This is a genomic window from Paenarthrobacter sp. MSM-2-10-13 (assembly GCF_011605365.1).
Lineage (GTDB): Bacteria > Actinomycetota > Actinomycetes > Actinomycetales > Micrococcaceae > Arthrobacter.
Genome location: NZ_JAAOXO010000003.1, coordinates 48,503 through 73,977 on the forward strand (window position 1 = coordinate 48,503; position 25,475 = coordinate 73,977).

The 25,475-nt window shown below is 63.7% G+C and carries 19 protein-coding genes and 1 tRNA gene; 6 read left to right on the plus strand and 14 right to left on the minus strand.

Annotated features, from left to right (window positions below):
* The first annotated feature begins 33 nt into the window (after positions 1–33).
* The 4 genes from HAV21_RS08590 (at position 34) to nhaA (ending at position 3,817) form a co-directional block, all read left to right on the plus strand.
* Complete coding sequence (locus tag HAV21_RS08590) at positions 34–1,560, plus strand: SDR family oxidoreductase (RefSeq protein WP_166841412.1); 1,527 nt, start codon at positions 34–36, stop codon at positions 1,558–1,560.
* A 47-nt stretch (positions 1,561–1,607) separates the two neighbouring features.
* A complete protein-coding gene (locus tag HAV21_RS08595) occupies positions 1,608–2,105 on the plus strand; it encodes a DUF2505 domain-containing protein (RefSeq protein ID WP_142939823.1) in 498 nt (165 codons plus the stop codon).
* A 1-nt stretch (position 2,106) separates the two neighbouring features.
* On the plus strand, positions 2,107–2,328 hold the full coding sequence (locus HAV21_RS08600; protein ID WP_142939824.1) for a hypothetical protein: 222 nt from the start codon (positions 2,107–2,109) through the stop codon (positions 2,326–2,328).
* Positions 2,329–2,485: 157 nt separating this feature from the next.
* Positions 2,486–3,817: a Na+/H+ antiporter NhaA gene (nhaA, locus tag HAV21_RS08605; protein ID WP_166841413.1), complete on the plus strand. Its 1,332-nt coding sequence runs from the start codon at positions 2,486–2,488 to the stop codon at positions 3,815–3,817.
* 22 nt (positions 3,818–3,839) lie between these two features.
* On the opposite strand, the gene sufU is transcribed toward nhaA, so the two are convergent.
* The 10 genes from sufU to HAV21_RS08655 all read right to left on the minus strand — a co-directional run bounded on the left by sufU (position 3,840) and on the right by HAV21_RS08655 (position 18,641).
* Positions 3,840–4,292 (minus strand): Fe-S cluster assembly sulfur transfer protein SufU, encoded by a 453-nt coding sequence (sufU, locus tag HAV21_RS08610; protein ID WP_142939826.1) that lies wholly within the window; start codon positions 4,290–4,292, stop codon positions 3,840–3,842.
* Positions 4,293–4,361: 69 nt separating this feature from the next.
* Positions 4,362–5,687 carry a cysteine desulfurase gene (locus HAV21_RS08615; protein ID WP_142939827.1) on the minus strand — a complete coding sequence of 442 codons (1,326 nt, stop codon included), beginning with the start codon at positions 5,685–5,687 and terminating at the stop codon, positions 4,362–4,364.
* A gap of 89 nt (positions 5,688–5,776) precedes the next feature.
* Positions 5,777–8,323 (minus strand): ATP-binding protein, encoded by a 2,547-nt coding sequence (locus HAV21_RS08620; protein ID WP_166841414.1) that lies wholly within the window; start codon positions 8,321–8,323, stop codon positions 5,777–5,779.
* A gap of 471 nt (positions 8,324–8,794) precedes the next feature.
* The gene (locus tag HAV21_RS08625) at positions 8,795–11,455 is read right to left on the minus strand and encodes a LuxR family transcriptional regulator (RefSeq protein WP_166841415.1); all 2,661 of its coding nucleotides are present in this window, start codon (positions 11,453–11,455) and stop codon (positions 8,795–8,797) included.
* A 41-nt stretch (positions 11,456–11,496) separates the two neighbouring features.
* Positions 11,497–14,229: a LuxR C-terminal-related transcriptional regulator gene (locus tag HAV21_RS08630; protein ID WP_243753191.1), complete on the minus strand. Its 2,733-nt coding sequence runs from the start codon at positions 14,227–14,229 to the stop codon at positions 11,497–11,499.
* 141 nt (positions 14,230–14,370) lie between these two features.
* Positions 14,371–14,955 (minus strand): aminoacyl-tRNA hydrolase, encoded by a 585-nt coding sequence (pth, locus tag HAV21_RS08635; RefSeq protein ID WP_142939831.1) that lies wholly within the window; start codon positions 14,953–14,955, stop codon positions 14,371–14,373.
* 119 nt (positions 14,956–15,074) lie between these two features.
* The gene (locus HAV21_RS08640; protein ID WP_142939832.1) at positions 15,075–15,650 is read right to left on the minus strand and encodes a 50S ribosomal protein L25/general stress protein Ctc; all 576 of its coding nucleotides are present in this window, start codon (positions 15,648–15,650) and stop codon (positions 15,075–15,077) included.
* Between the two features lie 319 nt (positions 15,651–15,969).
* Positions 15,970–16,950 (minus strand): ribose-phosphate diphosphokinase, encoded by a 981-nt coding sequence (locus tag HAV21_RS08645; protein ID WP_011774071.1) that lies wholly within the window; start codon positions 16,948–16,950, stop codon positions 15,970–15,972.
* A 2-nt stretch (positions 16,951–16,952) separates the two neighbouring features.
* On the minus strand, positions 16,953–18,446 hold the full coding sequence (gene glmU / locus HAV21_RS08650; protein ID WP_166841417.1) for a bifunctional UDP-N-acetylglucosamine diphosphorylase/glucosamine-1-phosphate N-acetyltransferase GlmU: 1,494 nt from the start codon (positions 18,444–18,446) through the stop codon (positions 16,953–16,955).
* Positions 18,447–18,569: 123 nt separating this feature from the next.
* A tRNA-Gln gene (locus tag HAV21_RS08655) sits at positions 18,570–18,641 on the minus strand.
* 289 nt (positions 18,642–18,930) lie between these two features.
* Between HAV21_RS08655 and HAV21_RS08660 the strand changes: the two genes are divergently transcribed.
* Both HAV21_RS08660 and HAV21_RS08665 read left to right on the plus strand, forming a co-directional pair.
* Entirely contained in the window at positions 18,931–19,530 is a 600-nt protein-coding gene (locus HAV21_RS08660; RefSeq protein ID WP_142939843.1) for a TetR/AcrR family transcriptional regulator, read from the plus strand.
* A 105-nt stretch (positions 19,531–19,635) separates the two neighbouring features.
* The gene (locus tag HAV21_RS08665; RefSeq protein WP_142939834.1) at positions 19,636–20,052 is read left to right on the plus strand and encodes a VOC family protein; all 417 of its coding nucleotides are present in this window, start codon (positions 19,636–19,638) and stop codon (positions 20,050–20,052) included.
* Positions 20,053–20,263: 211 nt separating this feature from the next.
* Here the strand turns inward: HAV21_RS08665 and HAV21_RS08670 are convergent, their stop codons facing one another.
* The 4 genes from HAV21_RS08670 to HAV21_RS08685 are packed head-to-tail and all read right to left on the minus strand — an operon-like array spanning position 20,264 to position 25,211.
* The gene (locus tag HAV21_RS08670; protein WP_166841418.1) at positions 20,264–22,093 is read right to left on the minus strand and encodes an ABC-F family ATP-binding cassette domain-containing protein; all 1,830 of its coding nucleotides are present in this window, start codon (positions 22,091–22,093) and stop codon (positions 20,264–20,266) included.
* 51 nt (positions 22,094–22,144) lie between these two features.
* The gene (locus HAV21_RS08675; RefSeq protein ID WP_166841419.1) at positions 22,145–23,137 is read right to left on the minus strand and encodes a 4-(cytidine 5'-diphospho)-2-C-methyl-D-erythritol kinase; all 993 of its coding nucleotides are present in this window, start codon (positions 23,135–23,137) and stop codon (positions 22,145–22,147) included.
* Positions 23,134–24,015, minus strand: coding sequence for a 16S rRNA (adenine(1518)-N(6)/adenine(1519)-N(6))-dimethyltransferase RsmA (rsmA, locus tag HAV21_RS08680; protein WP_142939837.1), 882 nt, complete (start codon positions 24,013–24,015; stop codon positions 23,134–23,136). Before rsmA ends, HAV21_RS08675 begins: the two co-directional genes overlap by 4 nt.
* A gap of 26 nt (positions 24,016–24,041) precedes the next feature.
* Positions 24,042–25,211 (minus strand): resuscitation-promoting factor, encoded by a 1,170-nt coding sequence (locus HAV21_RS08685; RefSeq protein ID WP_142939838.1) that lies wholly within the window; start codon positions 25,209–25,211, stop codon positions 24,042–24,044.
* Positions 25,212–25,475 lie beyond the last annotated feature (264 nt).

Sequence of the window (25,475 nt, forward strand, 5' to 3'; positions counted from 1 at the left end):
AGCCTACCTCTACCCCCAGCCACAGGAGTTCCATTGCAGCCTTCGGAAGCTACGCATTCCAATACCCCGCAGGAGACCAAGACAGTACTGGTCACAGGCGCCACCGGCTACATCGGCGGGCGACTGGTCCCCCGGCTCCTTGAAGCCGGCCACAAGGTCAAGGTCCTTGTCCGCACGCCACAGAAGATTGCCGATGTTCCGTGGCATGACGAGGTTGAGATCATCCAGGACAGCCTTTCCGATGCCCATAGCCTGGCCGCTGCCCTGACCGGCGTGGATGTGCTCTATTACCTGGTGCATTCCATGGCTTCCGGCAGCGGATTTGAAGCCAAGGAAGAATCCATGGCGAAGCTCGTGGCAGGAGCGGCCGCGGATGCGGGTGTGGGCAGGATTGTCTACCTGGGCGGACTGCACCCGGAGAACGAGGATCTTTCCATCCATATGCGTTCCCGGGAGACCGTAGGCCGGGTTTTCCTTGAATCGGCGGTTGACTCCATCGTGTTCCAGGCCGGCGTGGTCATCGGTTCGGGTTCGGCCTCTTTCGAGATGATCCGGCACCTGGCCGAGACGCTCCCGGTCATGCCGGCGCCCAGCTGGGTCAATAACAGGGTTGAGGCGATCGCCGTCCGCGACGTCCTGCATTACCTTGTAGCTGCGGCCGCCATCCCGGAGAAACTGAACCGATCCTTCGACATTGGGTCCCGGGACGTCCTGAAATACAAGGACATGATGAACAAGTACGCCGTGGAGCGTGGGCTCCCGCGGCGACTGGTGATCGCCCTCCCCGTGCCCGCGCCCAAGCTCGCTGGCCTGTGGGTTGCGCTGGTGACTCCCATTCCGTTGTCCATGTCCCTGCCCTTGGTGCAGTCGCTGCAGCATGACGCGGTGTCGCGGGAGCACGACGTCGACCGTTACATTCCACAGCCCGACGGCGGCCTGACGCCCTACCGGCGTGCCGTCGCTTTGGCTCTGGGCAAGGAACGGGACGGACAGGTGGAGACCACGTGGGCCAACGCCGGCATTGACGCTGATCCCCTGCCGAGCGACCCCGACTGGGCCGGGTACAAAGTGTTCCTGGACGAACGGACCTTCCACAGCGAAGCCAAGCCTGAACACGTTTGGACCATTATTGAGGGAATCGGCGGCAAGAACGGCTGGTATTCCCTTCCCTTGGCGTGGCGGGTCCGGGGCTGGCTGGACAAGTTGCAGGGCGGTGCGGGGCTCTTGCGCGGACGCAGGCATCCCAAGACCCTGAACACGGGCGAGGTAGTGGACTGGTGGCGGGTGGAGGCGATTGACCGTGGACACCTGCTGCGCTTACGGGCCGAGATGCGGGCTCCCGGCGGTGCTTGGCTTGAGTTGTCGGTAGAGCCCGACGGCAGCGGCAGCCTCTACAAACAACGGGCCATCTTCTTCCCCCGCGGTTTGGCAGGAAGGCTCTACTGGTTGGGCGTTTATCCTTTCCATGGGTTCATCTTCCCTTCCATGGCCCGCAATATTTCCGCGGCGGCCACCACCCTTCAGGAGGCCGGTTCCGGGGTGTCCACCGAGACACCGTAGGATGTTGGGAGCTAAAAAGCTTCACCACAACCATCCACGGAGGACCCATGGCCCTGAGTGCATCCACCACCCTGCCCCACAGCGTTGACCGCGTAGCCGCAGTCTTTGTCAACGAGGATTTCCTGCGTCACACCAGCGAATACGTGGGCGGCTCCTTGGAATCGTTCACCGTTGACGGCGACACCGCCGGCGCTTTCACCACCACCACGGTTCGTACGCTGCCCACCACGCGCCTGCCGGACATCGCACGCAAGTTCGTTGGCGAAACGCTCAAGGTCACCCAGACCGAGAAGTGGGAAGCCCCGGCTGCCGACGGTTCACGGTCCAGCACCATTGACCTGAAGATCGCCGGCGCTCCGCTCGATGTCTCTGCGGTGCAGCGTCTGGTGGCCGAAGGCGGCAGCACCCGGATCGAGCTTGAAGGCAACGTGACCTCCTCGGTTCCGTTCCTCGGTGGCAAGATCGCCGATGCCGCAGAGCCCATGGTTGGCAAGGCCCTGGGAATCCAGTCGCAGCAGGCCCAGGCCTGGCTCGAAAGCCACTAGCGTGGAGATCCCCGCAATCCTGGCGATCGTCCTGATCGTTGCCGGCGTCTGGTCCTTGGTGGTGTGGCCGCAGTTCCTCAAGCGCGTCATGAAGGACCCCCGCGCCCGCGATGCAGCCGGGAAGGCCACCAAGTTCCTCACGGTCCACGTTGTGCTGGTCACCATCTCCATGGTGCTCGGACTCGCGACGGCGGGCATAGGGATCGCGGGCCTGATCGCCTAATCCTCACCCAACTGAGTCGCAGTAGTGCGCGTTCTGAGAGCTCACAACGCGCACTACTGCGACTCAGTTGGGTAGGATGGGTAGTGGTGTGCCGGGAAGTCTGGTCGGCGGTTCTTTTGCCGTACCGCGAATGCCCGCCCACTCTTGAGGAGCCCCAGTGCCCCACCCATCGAGCCAGCCCGCAGCACCCGAGCCCGACTCCGGCAGCTCCAGCAAAGTCTTCTCGCGCTCCACATACCCCGAATATCGCCGGATCCTCTCCATTCTCCGTACGGAAACGGTGGGCGGCGCACTCCTTCTGGCAGCTACCGTGGTGGCGCTCATCTGGGCGAACTCCCCTGCAGCAGACGGCTATTTCGCACTCCGAGACGTCAAGATCGGCTACGAACCCTGGCATCTTGAATTGAGCCTTGGCCACTGGGCTTCGGATGGCCTGCTGGCGGTGTTCTTCTTCCTGGCAGGACTTGAACTCAAACGCGAATTCGTGGCCGGGGAACTCCGTAAACCTTCCAAAGCCGTTGTCCCCGTCGCTGCTGCTGTTGGTGGCGTGGTGGTGCCGGCCCTGATCTACGTCCTCTTCAACCTGGGAACAGCCGGAGAGACGCTCAAAGGCTGGGCTATTCCCACAGCCACGGACATCGCCTTCGCCCTTGCGGTGCTGGCCGTCATCAACACGCACCTGCCCGCCGCACTGCGGACATTCCTGCTGACGCTCGCCGTGGTGGACGACCTCATCGCCATCGGCATCATCGCCTTCTTCTACTCCACGGGGCTCCAGCCGCTCATGCTTTTGGCCGCCCTGGTGCCGTTTGCCCTCTTCACGTTCCTTGTGCAGAAGCGGATCCGCAGCTGGTACCTCTTGCTGCCCCTTGCTTTGGCCACGTGGGGCTTCGTCCACGCCTCCGGTATCCACGCCACCGTGGCCGGAGTGCTGTTGGGCTTCGCCGTTCCCGTCCTGGCCAGCGGCAAAAAGGGAGAACCGGCAGAGGGCCTGGCCGAGCACCTCGAACACAAACTACGCCCCTTCTCGGCAGGCTTTGCCGTACCTGTTTTCGCGTTCTTCTCCGCAGGCGTGGCCTTGGGCGGACTGGACGGCATGGGAGCCACCCTCAGGGACCCCGTGGCGCTCGGGATTGTTGCAGCATTGGTGGTGGGCAAGGCCGTGGGTGTCTTCGGCACCACGTTCCTGGTCACCAAAACCACGCGCGCAAGCCTGGACTCCAGCATCGCCTGGATCGACCTCTTCGGGCTGGCACTGCTGGCCGGCATCGGTTTCACGGTCTCATTGCTGATCGGCGAATTGAGCTTCGGCGCCGGCTCCGCCCATAACGACCACGCCAAAGTGGCCATCCTGGCAGGCTCCTTGATCTCGGCGCTGCTGGCCGCCGTCGTGCTTAAGGCCCGCAACCGGCGCTACCGCCAAGTGCAGGCAGACGAAGAACGGGACGACGACGCCGACGGCGTACCTGACGTTTTTGCCCGCGCCTAAGGCGGAGGTGCTCCGCTAGAAGCTAGGCGGTGGCCTGGTTGAGCGCGTCCTCAGCGGCAACCCAGGAGATCATGGCGCATTTCACGCGTGCCGCGTAACGGGCCACGCCTTCGAAGGCGGCGGCATCGCCCAGGATCTCCGGGTCTGCCTGTACTTTTCCGCGGGACCGGAGCACCTCGCGGAAATTATCGATGACCGAGTGGAGCTCCTCCACGGACATGCCCTCGCCAAGTTCGCTAAGCACAGAAGCTGAGGCCATGGAGATGGAGCAGCCCGCACCGTCCCAGCGGATCTGCTGAACGGTTCCGTCGGAGACTGCGAGCCGCAGCGTCACCTCATCCCCGCACACAGGGTTCAGCTGGTGCGATTGCCCGGTGGATGTACCGTCCGGCGCACCCGTTTCCGCGAGGCCGCTGCCGTGCCGCTGCTTGGAGTGGTCCAGGATGATCTGTTGGTACAGCTGGTCAAGACTCATGATGCTTGGTGCCTCTTCTGGGGAAAATCGTTGGTTGACGGCTGTGCGGCCAAAGGCCTGTGCCGCGTGTCAGGCCTGGAAGTAGGCCCGGACACCCGAAACTGCGTCCAGGAAAGCGTCGACGTCGTCCGTGGTGTTGTAGAGGTAGGTGCTGGCGCGGGTGGTTGCCGTCAGGCCCAGGCGCCGGTGCAGCGGCTGGGCGCAGTGGTGACCGACGCGAACGGCGATGCCGCGGTCATCAAGGAACTGTCCGACGTCGTGCGCGTGGACGCCGGCGACGTCGAAAGCTGCCAGGCCGATCCTTTCAGACCCTGAGGCCGGACCGACGACGCGGATGCCCTCGATTGCCTCAAGCCCCTTCACCAGACGCTGGCCCAGCGTCGACTCCCACGCATGGATGCGGTCGATCCCGGTCTCGGTGAGGTAGTTCACGGCGGTTGCGAGCGCAACGGCCTGGGAGATGCGCTGGGTTCCGGCTTCGAACCGCTGCGGTGCCGGCAGGTACTCGGCCCGTTCCATGGTGACCGTAGTAATCATGGATCCGCCCGTCAGGAACGGCGGCAACACATCCAGGAGTTCCTGCTTGCCGTAAAGCACCCCTACCCCGGTGGGGGCCAGCATCTTGTGGCCGGAGAACACGGCGAAATCGACATCCAGTCCTTTGACGTCCACAGCCATGTGCGGAACGGACTGGCAAGCGTCCAGGACCACCAAAGCACCGACGCGGCGGGCCATGGCTACGAGCTCGGCGACGGGGTTGATGGTGCCCAGGACGTTGGATGCGTGGCTGAAGGCAAGGAGCTTGGTCCGCTCCCCCACGATTTCCGCGGCGGCATCAAGCTGCAAGGTGCCGTCGTCCGCAATCGGGATGTACTTCAGGGTGGCGCCGGTCCGGAACGCCAGTTCCTGCCAGGGAATCAGGTTGGCGTGGTGTTCCATTTCGGTGACCACGATCTCATCGCCCGGACCGATGGCCAGGTCCTTCAGCGCGGACCCACCCCTTCCCTGTGCTGCCCAGAGAGCGGCGTTGGACAGGGCGTAGCTGATGAGGTTCAGGCCCTCGGTGGCGTTGGAGGTCCACACTGTTTCCTCGTACTGCGCACCGATGAAATCCGCCACGGCCTGGCGGGCGTCCTCGAAGACCTCCGTGGCTTCCACGGCAAGGTGGTGGGCGCCACGATGAACAGCGGCGTTGCGTTGCTCGTAGTACTCCTGCTCGGCTTCGATGACACTGAGCGGATTTTGCGATGTAGCGCCGGAGTCCAGGTAGATCAAGGGTTTGCCGTTGACCAGCTGGTCCAGCACCGGGAAATCATTCCGGATCCGCAACACCTCCGCGTTGTCCATGGCATGCATGGATCGCTGCAGTGAGGCGGGAGTTGATACGGCAGTCAAGGGACGCTCCTTGGAAATCCTTCAGGGACTCCTCATTATCCCACGGTGGCCCCTGCCGTGCGGTGCCGCAGGTGTGCCGTACAGCACGTTCAGCCGCCGGCCCTCCCGGGCACCCAGCCCAGCGGTGGAACCATCCCGCTATCGAAGGCGGCCCGGAGCCTCCCCAGGAGCACCGAGGCCCGGCGGCTGGCGGCAGCCCGGGTCCTGGCCTCGTAACCCGCTGCGGCCCGGGAATAGCACAGGGCGGCGTGGGCAAACTGCCGGTCCGCGGACAGGCTCCGGCCCGCCGCTTCAAGTGCTTTGGGGTCGTTGCCCACCAGAGCGGCTGCAAACGTCCCCCATGCTGCCCCGCCCGGACCATGAACAGTTGCTGCCAGCGCGCCAAGGCGTCGCTGGATCGCGGGATCGTCGACGGCGGCACTGGCCGGGTTAAGTGTCAGGAGGGAGAACACCTCTGCCTCCATCAGGATGCTGCCTTGGGCGTGCACATGTTCCGCCAGAGCCATCAGGTGTGTTGACGTCCCGGCAACCTGGTCCTGCGCCGCTGCGACGTACACGGCAGCGAGTTGCGACAACAGACCAGGCTGTGCCCCCAGAGCATGTTGAGTGAAGAGTCCGGACGGATCCGCTGAATGTCCTGCTGCTTGGTCGGAGTCATGCTGAACGGACACCCCGGCGGCTTCCTGCGCAGTCATGCTCTGCCGGGCCTTGGCCAAAGCCTGCCGGGTGTTCCCGCACAGCGCCTCGGAGTAGGCCAGCAGGGCCGCAGCCAGAGCAAGGACTGGCGGCAGACCGGCGTCGTGCAGTTCTGCCAGGACCGGTTCCAAGGTGGCACGGGCTGCACGCGGGAGTCCCTGGCTGAGCTGGACGTAACCGCGGGCGACGTCCAGGCACGCCGAGAGGTGCATCGGCAGGGTGTAATGGGCGGGAGTATCCACCAGCGGATCCGCCGGTTCCCAGGCCAGGTTGTACCGCAGGCCCATCACGTGCCGGAGCAGTACCCCCGGCAGGAACATGTTCAAGGTGGGATCGGCGTTGATGGCTTCCATGGCTGCTGTTGACCTTTTCAAGGCTTCCGGGGCGGCCCCGGACAGCAGCAGACGCTCGGCTTCGCGCACATTGTTCATGATCAATAGGGCGGCGTCAGTGGGCTCCCCCGGCCGCTGATGGGTGAACTCAGACCCGGCAGGTAGGGATGCAGCACCCAGCAGCCCCAGAGCCAGCAACCGGTGCGCGGCATCGATCTTCACTTCAGGGATCCCGCCCGCGGTTGCCAGCTGCCGAAGTTCCGGACCTGCTTCCTGGAGGTGGCCCTCGGCGATCAATGCCCGCGCCCTGACCAGTCTGGCCTCGTCCAGGTGATCCTCGCCCGTCACTGCCGAGGCGGCCCTCAGAGCAAGCTCGGCGGTGGACGGCCTGTCAGCGGCGGGTGCGGCAGCAAGGAGAAGTTCGTCGGAGAGGCTCAGCCCGCAGTCCAGGGTCCACGTGATCCATCGCAGCAGGGCAGGCGCCGTCTCCGTAGTCAGCTCAGGTTCCTCCACGCCCAGCCGAAGGGCCATGCTCCGCGAGCGCGGCACGGACAGCCTGGTCCCCTCCCCGCGCAGCCAGGAACTTGTGCTGAGCAGCGGGGGCGAGCCTGGCAGCAGCCTGATGTGGTGATTGGTGAGGAGATGTTCAATGGCTTTCTGACCGAAGTGACGCTCCACCACCTCAAGCGCCACGGGCTCTGAGAGCGCGATGAGTTCGAGCGCCTGGCGCTCTTCAGGGGGGCGCGAAATGTTCTCCGCCCGGACATGCTCAACCACGCCGGGCCATTCACAGCGGGCCCGGACATCGATGGTCCAGTAACCATCAACCCGGACCAGGAACCCGGAGCGGCGCGCGTCGTCGACCGCCAGGCACAGCAATCCCACGTTGAAACCGCTCATTGCGGCAAGGAGGCTGCTCGCGCGTCGCTGGACATGCCCGCCAAGGATGGACTGGCACAAAGCGTGTGCCTCACTGAAGGTAAAGGGTGGGAGGAAGTACTGCTCCAGGAAGCCGTCTTCCCAGAGCTGGTAAAGATCAGGCGGGAGGGGGTGTCGGCTTTCCGCCGTGGCCACCAAGGTGGCACCGAAGCCCGGAATGAGTTGCAGCAGGACCGCCAGTGAGGCCGGATCGATGTAGTGGATGTCGTCCACCAACAGGACCAGCTGCGGCCGTGCCGGTTGAACGTGCCGCTTGTTCCGGCGTCGTCCGCGTGAGGGTGTGTACAAGTAGTCGGCCGGCCCCAGAGTACTGGTCAGGGCCCGGAGAACGTGCAGGCCCGGCGCCACGGCCTCGTCGGCCGCTGCCGCCGCCCCTGCCGTTGCCCCTGCCGTTGCCGAAACGGCGCCTAAAGCGCCGAATTGAAGGGCCCGGCGTTCCGGTTTTCCGCTGAAGGTGCGGACGTCGACGGTCTCGGGAAGTCCCTCTTTGACGGAAAGAAGAAGGTGGCTCTTTCCGGAGCCCCGCTCTCCCACCACCACGATGCCGCTGGTGGACGGGGACGGGACTGCCGAGAGGATGAGGTTTAGAAGTTGCGTTCTATCGGGAAATGTTGATGGCCTCAGACCGGCTGTGACGGTGTCTTCGTCCAGCCAAGGGTCCGGCAACATGCACACTCCAATAGCAGCAGTCCCATGATCCGGGAAGGGTTTTTGGGTTCCGCGGTGCGCGGATCCCTGTCCTAGAAGCCGGCGGCGGCTGGGGGGAGAGTCTCGGTCTCAGAAGACTCTGTCGCCGCCGGCTTCGTACAGGGCCGGACCACCTTTCGATGGCCGGAGCATCGGCTCAAGAGACCTCCGATGCGGGTGATGCGATTTCCGGAATCCCGGTGATGCTTGGGGCTGAACCGTTCTTCCAAGATCAATACTGCCGGGGCGCAACATGCCGTACATCAGTAGTTGGTACTCGAAAAGTGGGCCGCTTTTTTCCCGCCGGTACTCTGTTGTACTCAGTCCCCGGACAGGGCACTACTTGGTTGCGACACGAAATACCCGCGCATTACTCCATTGATTGGTTAAATCCCGCGCGATTCCAAGGGCAGCTGCTTTAACGGCGATTTTGCAGGTACTCAGGCGGCGTCGTCAGTGACGGACGGCAGCACCCAGGTCTTCCCGCCTGCGGATACCCAGTTTGGCGTAGCTCCGGTACAAGTGGCCTTCCACGGTCCGGACCGAAACCATGAGTTTCTCGGCAATTTGACGGTCGGTCAGGCCCGAAACAGCCAATGCCACAATGTCCTGCTCGCGTCGGGTCAGTGGCACAGACCGGTCCGCCTCGGTTTGGGGGTCGTGGACCAGGGCGTCGCCCAGGGTTGCCTCATTGACATCCCGCAGTACCGCAGCTTGTCGCGCTTCCGGGCGTTTGCCTTCGGCGTCGAAAGTCACAGCCGCTTTGTCGAACGCTACGGCGGCCGGCCCGGGCATCCCGGATGCTGCCAGGAGGTTGCCTGCGTTCACCAGCCCTTGGCCCTCACCGCGCAACTGCGCCGCCGCCAGGGACTGCCAGCCGGTTGCCCAGCTTCCTGCCATCGACGACGCCGTTTCCTGGATTGACTCCAAGGCCTGGACGTCCCCGGCTTCAGCCCTGAGGACCAGGTTTTGGAGCAGAATGCCCGGCAGCCGATGAAGATGACCCGATTCCGGTAGACCACTAAGTTTCGGCAGCCCGGTGCCCTTGCTGAGAAGTTCCTCGCCAGCAAGGCGGAACAGCTCCGCAAGGGCCTCAACGTAGGCACCACCGGCGGCAGCACCACACTGCTCGCTCTCCAGTCGGCTGGCCAGCGATGCGTTGCCGGACCTGGCCGCCGCGTAGAAGGCAAGGGCCGTTCCAAGGCTTCGCAGCTGCAGCGGGTCCCTGACGCGGAGAGCCTCGACGGCGGGCGTCAGCAGTTCCTCGGCCTTCTCCAATCGGCCCTGACGCAGCAATGACAAGCCTTTGAGCGCCTCAAGATCACCGCCAAAATAGATCAGCCCCCTGGCCGTGGCAGCACCGTACCGGTCCAGGGCAGTCCCGGCTGCCTCCCAGTCTCCAGCCTCCAAGGCGGCAAGCGTGTAGCGCAGCAGCACGAAGTCGCTGATGTAGAGAATCTCATGGTGGTGCTCGTCCAACAGCAGCAAAGCTTCACGCCCGGCGTCCAGCGCCTCCACGGCTTGGCCCTCCACCGTCAACAGCTCGCACTGCATCGCACGAAGGAATATCCGGTTCAGGGCAAGATCGGGGCCATCCGTTGCAAACTTCTCGGCAAACCGGTCCAGGCCCTCGCGGAGTTCCTCGTAGTGGCCGTCACTGGCCAGGACCGCCAATTCCACTGCCCGGACGTGCCCTTCGACCCGTTGGAGCACAGAATCCGACGACTCCCGCTCACCCATCAGGGCTTTTGCCGCGGCCCAGGCATCAGCCACAATGTCAGCCGGCGAGTCTCCCGCGGCGGCGCGCGCGGCAGCCCACAGCAGGCCTGCGCCCACGGGGCCGGCCGCGTCAGCATCCAGGAACCCGGAACCTTCCTCCAACAGTCGGACGGCACCGCGGTAGTCGCCGTCGTTGTATTTGACCATGGCCATGACGGCGCGTGCCCGCGGGCGCAACTCCTCCGAGCGGACCTTGGCAGCCGCCGCTAATGCCAGCGGGTACTGGAGCGTCTTGGCGGCCAGGAAGGCTGCCTGCAGCAGCCGTTCATCATCGACGTCGGCACCACAGTCCAGGGCCCAGCCCACCATGCGCAGCAGGCCCTCCTCCGTGGACGGTTCTCCTGGAAATTGCTGCACCATGCGCTGGCGGATCTGCAGGCTGCGGGCGGGCGAAACGATCTGCCGGAGCGCCTCACCGTACATGGGGTGCCACATCCTGAGGGGCCCGCCGGGTCCGTTGGCAGAGACCACAAGCCGGTTATCCATCAACGCCCGTACGGTGTCCCTGCCTACCAGCGTATCCAACACCGCGGCGGGGACGGGCTCGGATAAGGCAATGACGTACATCGCCTCCCGTTCGGCTTCGCTGGTACGCAGGACCCTGTTGCGGACTACATCAGCAAGGCTTTCCCCGTCCCCGGAAAGTGCACGGGTCAGGAGCCACACTCCGTTCCGACGGACCAGGTTTCCATCAGTCCTGGAGTCCTCCAGGAGGCAGTGAAGCAGCAAGGGGTTGCCCTCGGACATGGCGTGCAGGGCTTCGGCCGCACTGGACATGACCGCTCCCCCAAGGGTCTTTTCCGCCAGCTCCGTAACAGTGACCTGATCCAGCGGATGGAGCTCCAAGCGCTCTGCCAATCCGTCATACCAGAGTTGCAGCAACGCCGCAGGCAAGCCGGGCCTGGGCCTGCTGGTGGCTACCAGCCGCGCCCATCCGGCGGTGACCAGCTCGGCCAAAATCTGGGTGCTACCTTCATCGAGATCGTGGGCATCGTCCACGATCAGCAGCAGGCGGGCACCTTCCCCGCCACGCCGTTGCTCGAACTGGGACCAGAACTCACGCAGGATCGCCACAGGCGAGGTTGCCTGCTCCACGGGAAGATCCAGGAGATAGGGAGCCAGGACTCCATAGGGAACCGCGGACAAAGCAGGGCTCCCGTGAACCTGCATCACCACCATCTCCCCAGCCAGGCGGGCGGCGATTTCGGCTGCCAGGGCGGTCTTGCCAATTCCGGAATCGGCAACCAGAAGCACAGCCCCGGCGCCTTCCTGCCTCAGGATCTCCATGGCCAGTTCGAGTTCCGCGTCCCGGCCTACAAGGTGCTCAGCCCTCATGGGCAACCCGCGCCGGGGCTACGGAAGTTGCACGCCGCAGTTCACAGCAGCCCATTGAGCTCGCCCCGAGACGATACGCCGAGCTTGGTGAACACCTGGTACAGATGACCTTCTACAGTTCGCACAGACACCCCAATATCCATCGCGATTTCGCGGTTGCTGACACCCTTTCCCGCGAGTTTAGCAATCTGGCGTTCCCGTTCGGTCAATACCGGCGCGTCGCTGCGTGGCTGGATCGGTAACGCCGGGACGGAATGCTCCAACCTTTCGAGCCGCAGCTGTGCCGTTCGGGCCGCCGTGGTCTCGCCGGCGTCCCTGGCGAAGTCAAGCGCCATGGCCACGCAGCGGGCTTCAACCACCAGCAGATCCAGTGCCGCTGCGGCGTCTGCTGCCGCAAGCAGCGAGCGCGAGCTCTTCGTCAGGGCGCCGCGTGCAAGGTCACCGGAGATCTTGGCCAACGGTCCTTGGCGTCGGCCGGCAATGTCTTCCAGCAGCCGGTATTCCTCATCCGTGCCTTCCACTGTGGCCCCAAAAAGGTTGATGCCGGCGGTGGTGAACCGCTGCTGCTCCATGTCGTTCCGCACCCGGGCCAACAGACGTTGCTTCACGTCCGGGTCTCCCATCCAGCGCCCGGCCATCTCTGCACAAAACTCAGCCACGGATTCGGAGAAGAAGGTCCCCACTCCCCTGCAGGTGCGGAACAAGTCAAGGTATCGGCCGGCCTCCACGGAATTGCCCAATTGAGCATAGGCAAAAGCGGTGGCTGCGTAAGCAACCTTGTTCATGTTCATACTGGGCCGCAGTTCGAGCTGGGCGACGGCCGATCGCAGGGGTTCAATTGCGCTGGCTGGCTTACCTGCGTATGCGAATGCGAGCCCAATTCCCAGTTCGGTGAGCGCGCCCCTGTATTGGAGGCGTGAGGAGCCCGAGGGCGTGCGGCGCATCAGTTCGATACATTTGCGCCATTGGCCGGACAGCAGGAGCACCAGGAACGCATGCTTGGCGAAGGATTCCTCCAACTGTGCCGGGCGGTCCACGTCCCCCAAGTGCCGTGAAACGGTTCGAGCAAGTTGTTGCGCCTCCAGTTCCCTGCCCAGCATGCAGCGGGCCTCAATCAGGAAGAAGGAGGATTTGAGCCAGTGTTCAGGGTCCTCCGAGGAATCCTTGGCCTGCTCGGCTTCCAAGTCCTCAATCATGGCGGCGTACTCACCAGTGAAGGTTTTGTACTCGTAATTACATAGCTGCAGGCGGTTACGCGCCTTTGCCATGGCCTGCGCGGGATAGTCCTTGGCCTTGGATTCGAGCGTCTCCAAGCAGGCGGCGATCACTCCCGGCACCATACCGGACCGTCCGTCGATCCACGTCATTGCCTGGCATTTTGCTGCGGTGACTTCAGCGAACTCCAAGGGGTCCAAGGCACTCATGCGGGATTCGGGCACTTCATCCAGGGCCTGGGCCGCATGCAGTGGCAGGTCCAGCATAAGGTAGGCCGCAGCCTTCAGACGCTGTCCGGGCACCCATTCACTGTCCTGAGGGTCCAACGACAGGGTGCATTGGATAGCGAAGTTGGGATCGTAGTCATCCAACGCCGCCCGCCCGGCCGCAAGCGCATGCGCGGGCGACGGCGCCGGCTCATCCTCGGACGCGTGCATCCATGCCGCATAGCTCAAGAGATCCTGCGGCGCCAAGGCCTGCAGCTCGGGTTCTTTGGGACCGTGCAGCATCAGGCGCAGCTCACGCATGCGGCGGGTGCTCAGCCAACCCCGGACAACTTCTCCTACATACGGGTCCCGGAGCGAGACCCAGTGCTCACCGGTCTTTTCTATCGTCAGCAGTGCCGCCTCTTCCATGTCCACCAGGACGTCGGCGCCGAAGATCGCTGCAAGATCCAGTAACGTTGCGCGCTGCGCGCAGGCCAGGATTTCGACGACGGTCCTGCTGGCTTGCGGTTCGCGCGCCAGCCTGGAACGGACAAAGTCCTCCACCACCGTGGCACCCTCAAGATTGATCCGATCACGCAGTGTCCAGACGGAGTCGTTGAGGACCAGGTTGCCCGAATGCCGCTGCTCCTCAAGAAGAGCATGCAGGAGCATGGGGTTGCCGCCCACGGCCGAGTGCAGCGAACCCACCAGGGTTGAAGAAACGTAATGGCCTAGAACCGAGCCGAGGACCTGTTTGGTCTGTTCCTCGCTGAGGGTGTTCAGATGAACCTCGCCCAGCACTCCTTCAAGGACCAGCCGGTGGAAATCGGCGGGGAGGTCACTGGCGCGTTGGACGGTGGCGATGACTTTTGCGGTGCCGGTAGCCATAAGGTTCAGCAGCACCCCGGTGCTCATGGGATCCATGCCGCCGGCGTTGTCCACGATGAACACGGTCTCCCGGCCGGCGGCCTCTGACCTGATCAGGTTGGTGACCGCGTGCAGTATGCCGGTGGGCGAACCCACGGCCCCCGAAGGCAGCCGGGCAAGCAGGAAGCCAAGGCATCCGTAGGGGGTCTGACCGCTGGCTACAGTGTTACGCAGCTGGAGGCTGTGGACTTTGGGGCCGAGTGAGGACACCACGGCCCTCGCCAGGCCCGACTTTCCGATCCCCCGCTCCCCCGTGAGGACCACGCCGTAGGAATCGGGTGATTCCAGATGCTTGCCCGCCTTGGACAAATCGTGGCTCCGGGCCAACAGCGACCATGTTTGACGGTCTGTTGGGCCGCCCAACAGATCGGGAGCCGCAGCCCTCGCTGCGCCTCCACCGCTCCTGTTTAGCAACTCCGCCGACATCCGCATCCTTAGCTACACATTCGCGGTAGTCCCCCACCGCTTACCTGCGTACCATGCACACTACCGTCGGGCGCCCGCAGTTTGTAGGGCTAAAGGTCCTCGGGACCGTCAGGCTTTCCTCAGGCTTTCCTCAAGATTTGCTCAAGCTTTGGCGGGGTGGTGCTTCTGTTGCGCCGCGAGCAGGCCCTGGTCCATGAGCAGTTCCACGGCGTCAGCTGCCTCGTCCAGGAGAAACGGCAGTTCCTTCTTCTCCGCGGTAGCGAAATCGCGGAGAACGTAATCGGCTGTCTCCATCCGTCCTGGTGGCCGGCCAACGCCTACTCGGACGCGCAGATAATCCTTGGTGGCGAGTGCTTTTGAAATGTCCCGCAGGCCATTGTGGCCGCCCTCGCCACCGCCAAGTTTTAGCTTGACTGTGTTAAAAGGGATATCAATCTCATCGTGGACTGCGATGACATGGTCCGGGGCAATGTCAAAAAAGTTGCACAGTCCTGCAACGGGTCCACCAGAGACGTTCATGTACGTCATGGGCTTGGCAAGCACCACGCGAGGACCCCCGATACCGAGTCGCCCCTCAACCACCTGGGCCCGGGCTTTGTGCACCTTGAACTTCCCACCCATGCGGGAAGCAAGTTCATCCAGCACCATCTGGCCAACATTGTGCCGATTGTTGCTGTACTCACTGCCGGGGTTGCCGAGGCCAACAATCAGCCAAGTGTCAGTCATGGTCTCATCCTAGGAGTGTGTGCGGGTTCAGCCGAAACGGTGGACGGCAAAGAAGAAAGTGGCCGGGAACCCAAGGGTGCCCGGCCACTGAACGGCGTAAGCCTCAAACAGTCAGAAGACTACTCGGCAGCAGCTTCCGTGTCTTCTTCTTCTTCCGAGCCAGCGGCTTCAGCGATGCGGACAACCAGGGTGTCGCCTTCGGTGAGCAGGGTGGAACCCTTCGGCAGGACCAGGTCAGAGGCGTGGATGCTCTCGCCGGCCTTGAGGCCTTCGATGCTGACCTCGACGGCGGTGGGAACGTGGGTTGCTTCAGCTTCGAGGGAAACCGTGGTGGCTTCGAGGCTGGCAACGGCACCCGGAGCAACTTCACCGGAAACGTGGACGGCGATGTCGACGGTAACCTTCTCGCCGGCCTTCACGGTCTGGAGGTCAACGTGCTCGATGATCTGCTTTACGGGATCGCGCTGGATGTCCTTGACGAGCGTGAGGTGCTGCTCGCCGTCGACGTCGATCGCGAGGAGGGCGTTGGAAACGCGCACTGCCAGCGTGGTGGCACGGCCCGGCAGGTTGATGTGGATCGGCTCTGCGCCGTGACCGTAGATGACAGCCGGGATCTGGCCGGCCATACGTGCACGGCGGGCGAAACCCTTGCCGAATTCGGTGCGCAGTTCTGCGGTGAGCTTCTGCTCAGACATGTGTACTCCTTGATTACTGTGTCACCCGGAAAGTCCGGGCTGGTCTATCAGCAAGGGCGGAGGTCTGGAGATCTTCTACGCCCGGCTGAGATCGGCCGCCGAGCAGCCGTTCCGCCTGTGTTGAAGGAGATGCAGACCCAGTCGATAACGGAGACTCGCAACCCTGATCCACATAATGCGGACCGGATGTGCTCTCCCTCGCCAAGGTATCCCCAGAAGTTTAGCAGCGGATCGCACTCTTTCTGAAAACGACCAAAGAAAACGGGCCACCCGCACGCCCGAAGGCGGCAGATGGCCCGCTTAAGTCAGCAGTCCGGCGTTAGGCTTTGCCGTCGAACAGGCTGGTGACCGAACCGTCGTCGAACACTTCACGAATGGCGCGCGCAATCAAGGGAGCGATCGACAACACCGTCAGCGACGGGAAGCGCTTCTCAGCCGGGATGGGCAGGGTGTTGGTAACCACAACTTCACGGGCACCGGAGTCGGCAAGGCGCTGGGCTGCGGGATCGGAGAAGACAGCGTGGGTGCAGGCAATGATGACGTCCTTGGCACCGGCGTTTTTCAGGACCTGGACGGCACCGGAGATAGTTCCACCGGTGTCGATCATGTCGTCGATCAGCACGCAGGTGCGTCCCTCAACCTGGCCAACAACGGTCTTGGAAACGGCCTGGTTGGGGACGGTGAGGTCGCGGCTCTTGTGAACAAACGCGAGCGGGGCGCCGCCCAGGCGCTCTGCCCACTGCTCTGCAACCCGGACTCGGCCGGTGTCCGGGGAAACAACAGTGATGTTGTCAGCTTCCACCTTGGTGCGGATGTAGTCAGCCAGCAGCGGGATGGCCATCAGGTGGTCAACGGGGCCGTCGAAGAAGCCCTGGATCTGCGAGGTGTGCAGATCAACGGACATGATGCGGTCCGCGCCGGCAGTCTTGTAGAGGTCGGCAACCAAGCGGGCGGAGATGGGCTCGCGGCCACGGCCCTTCTTGTCCTGGCGGGAGTAAGGGTAGAACGGGGAAACTACCGTGATCCTCTTGGCCGAGGCCCGCTTGAGGGAGTCGATCATGATCAACTGCTCCATCAGCCAGTTGTTCAACGGAGCCGGGTGGGCCTGGATGACGAAGGCATCGGTGCCACGGACGCTCTCGGCCGAACGGACGTAGATTTCCCCGTTGGCGAAGTCGTAGGCGTCGATCGGCAGGAGCTCGGTCTCCAGCTCCTTCGCGATTTCCTGCGCCAGCTCCGGATGCGCCCTTCCGGCGGCGAGAATCAGTTTCTTCTCGCCGTGTGCGGTAATTTCGCTCATGCCTATTTGCCCTCTTCTGTGGTTGCCGGGGATTGTGAGGATGTGGAGGCGGACGTCAGCTCGTGCGCAGCCTCAGCCAGCTTTGCGGAGTCAGTGCCCGGACGGTTGGCAATGACCCAACCTTCAGCGTTCCGCTGTGCGGCCAGGCTCAGGGCCAGTGCGCCCGCGGGAACATCCTTGCGGATGACGGCCCCGGCGCCGCTGTAGGCTCCGTCGCCCACGGTCACGGGAGCTACGAAGACCGTGTTGGAACCTGTACGGACGCCCGAGCCGATCACCGTGCGGTGCTTCTTCTCGCCGTCGTAGTTGGCCGTGATGTTGCCGCAACCGATGTTGGTGTCTTCGCCGATCTCGGCATCACCGGCATAGCCCAGGTGGGACAGCTTGGAGCCGCGGCCAATGGTGACGTTCTTGGTTTCGTAGAACGCACCGATCTTCCCGGTCTCGCCAAGGACAGTGCCGGGGCGCAGATAGGTGAAAGGCCCCACGCTCGCCTTGGCGCCAATCGTGGAACCGGATCCGTGCGTGCGGATCACCTTCGCACCCTCACCCACGTTCACGTCGGTCAGCGTCGTATCGGGACCCACGACGGCGTCACGCGCCACTGTGGTTGAACCGTGCAGTTGCGTGTTGGGCAGCAGGCGGACGTCTTCGTCAAGGGTGACGGTGGCGTCGATCCACGTGGTGGCGGGGTCCACCACGGTTACCCCTGCGCGCATCCAGGATTCGATGATGCGGCGGTTGTGCTCGGCACCCAGGGCAGAGAGCTGGATGCGGTCGTTCGCCCCTTCAACCTGCCAGCGGTCTTCAGTGACGACGGCGGCCACCCGGCCGCCTGCGTCGCGGGCCAAGCCCAGGACGTCAGTTAGGTACATCTCGCCCTGCGCGTTGTCTGTGGTGACCTTCGCCAGGGCAGTGCGCAAAACGGCGGCATCAAAAGCGTAGATGCCCGAGTTGACTTCGCGGATGGTCCGTTCGGTTTCGCTGGCATCCTTGTGTTCGCGGATACCGGTGACGGTTCCGTCGTCGGCGCGCAGGATCCGGCCGTAACCGGTGGCGTCGTCCAGCACTGCGGTCAGCACTGTGACAGCGTTGCCCTCAGCCTCGTGGGTTGCCACCAGTTCGCCAAGGAGCTGGCCAGTCAGCAGCGGAACATCGCCGTAGGTGACCACTACCGTGCCGGAAAGCTCGGCGTCGGCATCCAAGGCCTTGAGCGCTACTTCCACTGCGCGGCCGGTGCCGGGAACGTCGTCCTGGTCAACAATCAGCGCTTCCGGGTCAAGCCCTGTGACATGCTCGGCTACGCGGTCACGCTCATGGCGGACCACCAAGGCCAGCTTCAGGGGATTAATGGCACGTGCGGCAAGAAGAGCGTGGCCCACCATGGAGCGGCCGCCGATTTCGTGAAGGATCTTGGGAGTCCGCGACTTCATGCGCGTTCCGGCACCTGCGGCCAAAACGATCACCGCTGCGGGACCGATGGTTTCGGGGCTCACGTACTGGCTCTCCTTGCTCGGTATGTCCCGGGTAACCCGGCTTCGGAATGCTGCAATCCAACAATGGACCCAGGCACCGTGAGAGCCGCTACAGGTACAGAGAAGGAGCGCATTTTCCGACCGTTCCGCCCATAGGATTCGAACCTATACTCCACGGCTCCAAAGGCCGGGGTGCTGCCATTACACCAGAGCGGACCGTGCATGCTTTCGTCCCCCGAATCTTGCGGCCCGGAGGGTTTCCCGGATCACCGGGATGCACACACAAGAAACTAGTTTGCCATGACCACCCTGTGCTTCGCGACTTGACCGCCCCGCGTCTGCTCCGTGACTGGTTCCTCCACCCTCAGGCAGCCCGCCCATCAGCCCTTCCCCAGCCTACTTAGGGCATGATGGTCAGGTGAGCAACCGCACTGAACTCCCCCGGCCGGCTGCTGTGTCCGAGGCCGCAGCACGCGCCACCATTGCTCCGGCAGCGCGCGTACGAATGACCGGGCAGCAGCGCAAATCACAGCTCATAGGCATAGGACGCGCACTCTTCGCCGCCCGGGGCCTGGACGGCACCACCATCGAGGAAATCGCCGCCTCAGCCGGCGTTTCAAAACCCGTGATCTACGAGCACTTCGGGTCCAAGGAAGGCCTGTACCGGCAGGTGGTGGAGACCGAGTTCCGGATCCTTTTGGATTCCATCACCGAGGCCCTCAGCACTGAAGCCAAGCCCCGGGTACTGGTTGAACGCGCCGCCCTGGCCCTTCTGGGATACATCGAAGACCGCACGGATGGTTTCCGGATCCTCATGCGTGATGCCCCGCCCTCGCAGCCCGAGGGCGCCTTCTCCACTCTGCTCTCCCACGTCACCGCCCGCGTGGAACATCTTCTCTCCGACGAATTCGCGCGCCGTGGATTCAGCGCTTCAGACGGAGCAATGTATGCGCAGATGCTTGTCGGTATGGTGGCGATGACCGGCCAGTGGTGGCTCGACAGCCGTACGCCGGACAAGCGCGCCGTTGCCGCGCACCTGGTCAACCTGGCTTGGAACGGCCTGACCGGGCTGCAAAAAGAACCCGGGCTCCGCAGCGAAGGCTAGGTCTATTCCGCGCCCCTTACACCCAACCGTCTCTCACATCCCACCCCCAAAAACCCAACCGTCTCTCACATCCCTCGCGCCCTGGCACTTTTGTAAGCTTGGTTCATGACGGCGCCCCAGCTCTACATCAGTTTTCCCGGCTCAGCTCGAGATGCTCTTGGCTTTTACGCCGAAGTCTTCGGTGGTGAACTGTCCCTGCATTCGTACCGGGACTTTGGACGCACGGACGGGCCACCGGAAGCGATTGCCCACGGAGTCCTCAGCGGAGTCGTCTCCCTCAGCGGATCTGACGCAGCGGCGGGCGAGAAGACCGTACAGATCGAAGGGGCCATGCTCTCGTTGCTTGGAGCAGCCGATCCCCACGTTCTCCACGAATGGTTCGACAAACTCGCCGAGGGCGGCCGGATCGTGGACCCGCTCGCGCCAAAACCGTGGGGTGCATCAGACGGCCAGGTTGTGGACCGCCACGGCCTGCGCTGGCTCATAGGCTACGAGCCGGCGTCGTCAACCGACGGGATGTGAGAGAAGGATCGCCCCAAACCCGCGGGATGTGAGAGAGGGATCGCCCCAAACCCGCGGGATGTGAGCGAGCGTTGGTAATCGGCGGTCAGTGGCGTTTCGCGAAGGAGCGCATCGCGGCGCATCGGGAACCGTAGGTCGCCCCGCGACCGCAGGAGCCCCTATGCGTCGTGTCTAAGCGACGGCGAAACGGCACTGACAGGCCGCAGCACTCCTACTCGCCGAGGATTTCGGCGGCCTCCAGCCACTCCAGCTCCAGGCCCTCTTTCTCCTCGAGCAGCTCCTGCAGCTTGGCGTTGAGCTCCCCCAGGGCATCGAAGTCGCCGGATTCGGACTTAGCGGCCATCTGGGTGTGGAGCTTTTCTTCCTGCTGTGAGATCTTGCCGAGCTGACGGTCGATCCTGTTAAGGTCCTTGCGGGCTTCGCGCTTTTCGGCTTCGCTGGCACCGGAAGAGGCGGCAGTGGACGAGGACCCGGTAGCGGCTGTCGGAGCACCGGAGCCGCCCCCAACGGCGCCCGAGGCCAGTGCAGCTTCACGCAGTTCCAGGTATTGATCCACGCCGCCGGGCAGCCCACGGAGTTTGCCGTCGCCCAAGAGTGCCATCTGGTTGTCGGTGACACGCTCCAGCAGGTAACGGTCGTGGCTGACCACCACCAGCGTTCCCGGCCAACCATCCAGAACGTCCTCGACGGCGGCAAGGGTGTCGGTATCAAGGTCGTTGGTGGGCTCGTCGAGCATCAGTACGTTGGGCTCCCCCACCAGCAGGCGCAGGAGTTGAAGCCGCCGGCGCTCACCGCCGGAAAGGTCCGAAACGGGGGTCCACTGCTTCTCTTTGGTAAACCCGAGTTGCTCCACCAGCTGGCCGGCGGTGAATTCCTTGCCGCCCACACTGAAGGACCGCTTCTCGCGCTCGATGACCTCAATGACGCGAAGATCGGAGACGTCGTCCAGTTCCTTAACGTCCTGGGTCAATACGGCCGTGACCACAGTCTTACCGCGCTTGACCTTGCCCGAGCTCGGTTGGATTTCGCCATTAAGCAGTTTCAGCAGGGTGGATTTGCCGGCGCCGTTGACGCCCACCAGCCCCAGCCGTTCGCCCGGGGCCAGACGCAACGTGATGTTGTCAAAGAGCTTCTGCCCCACGTTGCCGTCCAGGAAGTCCAGCGTCACGTTCTCAAGGTCAAGCACATCCTTGCCCAGGCGTGCGGTGGCCATTTTACTGAGGGCAACGGAGTCGCGGGGGTCGGGAACATCGGCAATGAGGTCATTGGCAGCCTCGATGCGGAACTTGGGCTTGGCGGTTCGGGCGGGAGCGCCGCGCCTCAACCACGCAAGTTCCTTCTTGACAAGCTGCTGGCGTTTGCTTTCGACGACGGCGGCGGTGCGGTCGCGCTCGGCGCGCGCCAAGACGTAGGCGGCGTACCCGCCGTCGAACATGTCCACCATGGCGTCGTGGACTTCCCAGGTGTAATTGCAGACTTCGTCCAGGAACCAGCGGTCGTGGGTAACTACGAGGAAGGCGCCCTGGTTGGCGCGCCAGCGTGTCTTGAGGTGCCGGGCCAGCCAGGCGACCCCTTCGACGTCGAGGTGGTTGGTGGGTTCGTCCAGCATGATGACGTCGTGGTCTTCGATGAGGAGCTTGGCCAGCGCGACGCGGCGCTTCTGGCCACCGGAGAGGGCGTGGACGTTGGCGTGCCAGTCCACATCGCCCACCAGTCCGCCCATGACTTCGCGGATCTTGGGATTGGCCGCCCATTCGTGGTCCGCGCGGTCGCCGACGATCGCAGCGCCCACTGTCAGGTCGCCGTCGAGCACGTCGCCCTGGTCCAGGTAGCCGACGTTGACGTCCCCGCGCTTGGTGACGCGACCGGAGTCCGGCGTCGAGCGGGAGGCGAGCAGGCGCATGAGCGTCGATTTACCGTCGCCGTTGCGGCCCACCATGCCGATGCGGTCGCCATCCTCCAAGCCTAGGGTGACGCCGTCGAGGACAGTGCGGGTCGCGAACGAAACGGTGAGGTTTTCGCCGCCAAGCAGGTGGGCCAATGGGTACTACTTTCTACTGCTGGAATGCGGGGGTACGGGAGCTGGAGGGTACTAAAGGAGGGTATCGGAGATGATCCGGGCGCCGGGAACCGGACCGTGTACGGCCAGGGCATTGTGTCCACGGTGGCCAAGCTCTTCAGCAAGAACCGCGGCTGCGACGGAATCCCGGGCAAGCAGCGCGATGGTGGGACCGGAGCCTGACACCATGCCGGCGAGGGCGCCTCGCGCTTCGCCCAGCCCAATGGTGTCGCGAAGTTGGGGGGCGAGCGTGATGGAGGCCCGCTGGAGGTCGTTGATGAGCACGCGGCTGAGGGTTTCGGGATCGCCGTTCCGCAGGGCCTGGAGGATGGTGGGGTCAACATCAACGGGCTCCGGAATCTCGACGCCTTCGGAATCCCGGAGACCGTCAAGGGTGCGGAATACGTCAGGTGTGGACAGCCCGTAGTCGGCAAAAACCAGCACCCAGTCCATTTGTGCCTTGGCCAGTGCGGGTGAGAGTTCGTCTCCCACACCAAGCCCGACGGCGGTGCCGCCCAGGAGCGAAAACGGAACGTCCGCGCCCAGCTCGGCCGCCAAATGCGCGAGTTCCTCGCGTGAGAGGCCGCTGTTCCACAGTGCGTCGCACGCCAACAGGGTGGCTGCGGCATCTGCGGAGCCGCCGCCCATTCCACCGGCCACGGGCACACGTTTGGTGATTTCCAAGTGCACGCCTGTTGGCTTTTCAGACACTTCGGCCATGATGGCTGCCGCTTTGTAGGCGAGGTTGCGTTCGTCCAAGGGGATATCCACACCGTCAAGGTCCAGTGTGCTGTCCGGGCTGATGCTGACGGTGATTCCTGGAGTCTCTGTACTTGTGGCAGCCACTTCCTCATACAGAGAGACGGCCAAGTACACGCTGGCAACCGAGTGGTAGCCATCAGGCCGCAACGGGCCTACGCTCAGGGAGACGTTGACTTTGCCCGGGGCTTTGACCCGAACTGTGCGGGCGTGGAAGCGCTCCCCCACGAACGGGAGGCTGCTGGGTTTGCGGCCGCCCGGGTTCATGCGCTCACAGGGTGGCGGGCTTCGGCGATCTTGACGTAGGCGTTGATGTCCAGGACCTCGCCGCGTGCGGTGGGGTCAACACCGGCGGCAACGAGGCACCGTTCGGCTTCGGAGGCGCTCCCGGCCCAACCGGCAAGTGCTGCTCGCAGTGTCTTCCGCCGCTGCGCGAAGGCTGCGTCAATGACAGCGAACACTTGTTCACGGGTTGCATGCGTTTCCGGGGGGTCGTGCCGGGTGAAAGCCACCAATCCTGAATGGATTTTCGGTGCCGGCCAAAACACGTTCATTCCGATCACACCCGCCTTGCGCATGTGCCCGTACCAGGCAGCCTTGACCGACGGAACACCGTAGATCTTGGAACCCGGCGTGGCGGCAAGACGGTCGGCAACCTCGTCCTGCACCATGACCAGGCCGTGCTGGAGGCTGGGGAAATGCTGCAGCAGGTGAAGCACCACGGGCACAGCCACGTTGTAGGGCAGGTTGGCCACCAACGCGGTGGGAGGCAGGGGCAGTTCGGTGACCTTCATGGCGTCCGAGAGCACCAGGTGGAAGTTCTCTTCCGCCTCGGGACGCCAGGCCCGCACGGTCTCGGGCAGTTTTTCCGCCAAGACGGGGTCGATTTCGACGGCGACCACGGTCTTGGCTGCGTCCAGCAAGCCGAGCGTCAGGGAGCCAAGGCCGGGGCCAACCTCCAGCACGGTCTCACCATCGGCTATGTTGGCAGCGGCCACGATCCTGCGGATCGTGTTGCCGTCGATCACAAAGTTCTGCCCCAGCGTTTTGGTGGGGCGTACACCGATTTCTTCGGCGAGCCGTCGGATATCTGTGGCACCCATCAAAGGCGCGACGGCGGCGGGTTCGGAATTCGGTTCAGTCACCTAGGTATCGTATCGCCTGTGCGGGGTCAGGCCGCGTGGGCGCATCCCCAGTCGCTGAGGCCGTTCTTTGCGTAGAGGCGGTTTGCGATGTCAATCTGCTGCGCTTTGGTGGCCAGGCTGGCGTTGGGAGCGTAGGCTCCACCACCGTTTGCCAACCAGGTGGGGCTGGAGAACTGCAGTCCGCCGTAGTAGCCGTTGCCGGTGTTGATGGACCAGTTTCCGCCCGATTCGCACTGCGCAATCCTGTCCCACATGGCTTCGTTCGGGGCGCCGGTGGGGCCGCTGGCTGCGGGTGCCGCTGCGGCGGCTGCTGCCTGGGGAGCGGGAGTGGCAACGGGACGGGCCTTGGTGCCGACGCTGATCTTCTCGGGAACCGGCTGGGTGGCGACGTTGCTGGAGACCAGGGTGCGGGAAGCTTCACGGCCGTCGACGAGGACAAGCTTGAAAGTCTTGACCAACGATCCTGCCACGCCTTCCTGGGTCACCTTCTCTTCGCCTTTGAAGAGCTCCGCGCTGTCGCTCTTCACGCTTTCGAAGGGAACTTCTTCTGTGGCTTCGGCGGTCTTGCTGGTGTCCACGCGGGAGACCTTGATTACCATGTCCTGGACGATCGGAGCATTGCCGGGCTGGGAGATGTGGTCGTTGGCGCCCACAGTAATTCCGGTCTCCTTGAGCACGGTGGCGACGTCGGCCGCCGTCGTGGTGGTGCTGGTGTCCTTGCCGTCAGCTACGACGCTGATGGTCTTGGGCGTGGAGATGGAAACGAACGAGCCGGTTACTTCCAACGACGCTTCCTTGGGCTGGGAGATTTCGGAGGAACTGGCTACGCCGAGCTCGCTCACAAGGCCTGCAACATCAGGGGCCGTGGTGTTCACGGTCTTCCGGGCGCCGTCCAGTTCGATGGACACGGCCTTGGCCAGGTTGACGTTCACCACTGAACCGTTGTCGACCTTCGCGTCGAGGGCCGGCGAAACGCGGTCCGCGTCCTTCAGCTCGACCTTGGCTGCCTTGACCACTTGGTCAACAGTGCCGCCAAAGGTCTGGATGGAGCTCACTTTGCCGTCCACGTTGAGGGTGACGGTCTTGTTGTTGCCCACGAAGGCCACAACACCAACCACCAGCGCCGCGACTACCAGCAACTGGGTACCTACTTTGAGGAAGCTGAACTTGCCATCCGTTGTGAAGAACTTGATCACGATCGCCCATTACTCTCAGACCATCCGGGCACGGGGAAAAGCGCAAAAGTAATGCCGACCGCAAAACATCAGGGCCAGGCAACACGCCTGGTCCTGCTCTTGCTGCCGGCATCTGCGCCGCCAAAAAACATTCAACTGATTGCCCCGGAATGAACCGACGCAGTTGTCCGAAGGCCTTCCCCGACCCCGGCTACTTGTTTAACACAGTAACCGATCCGTTATAAACGAACCAAGAAACGTGCATACCGGGTATCCAGCCGGGCT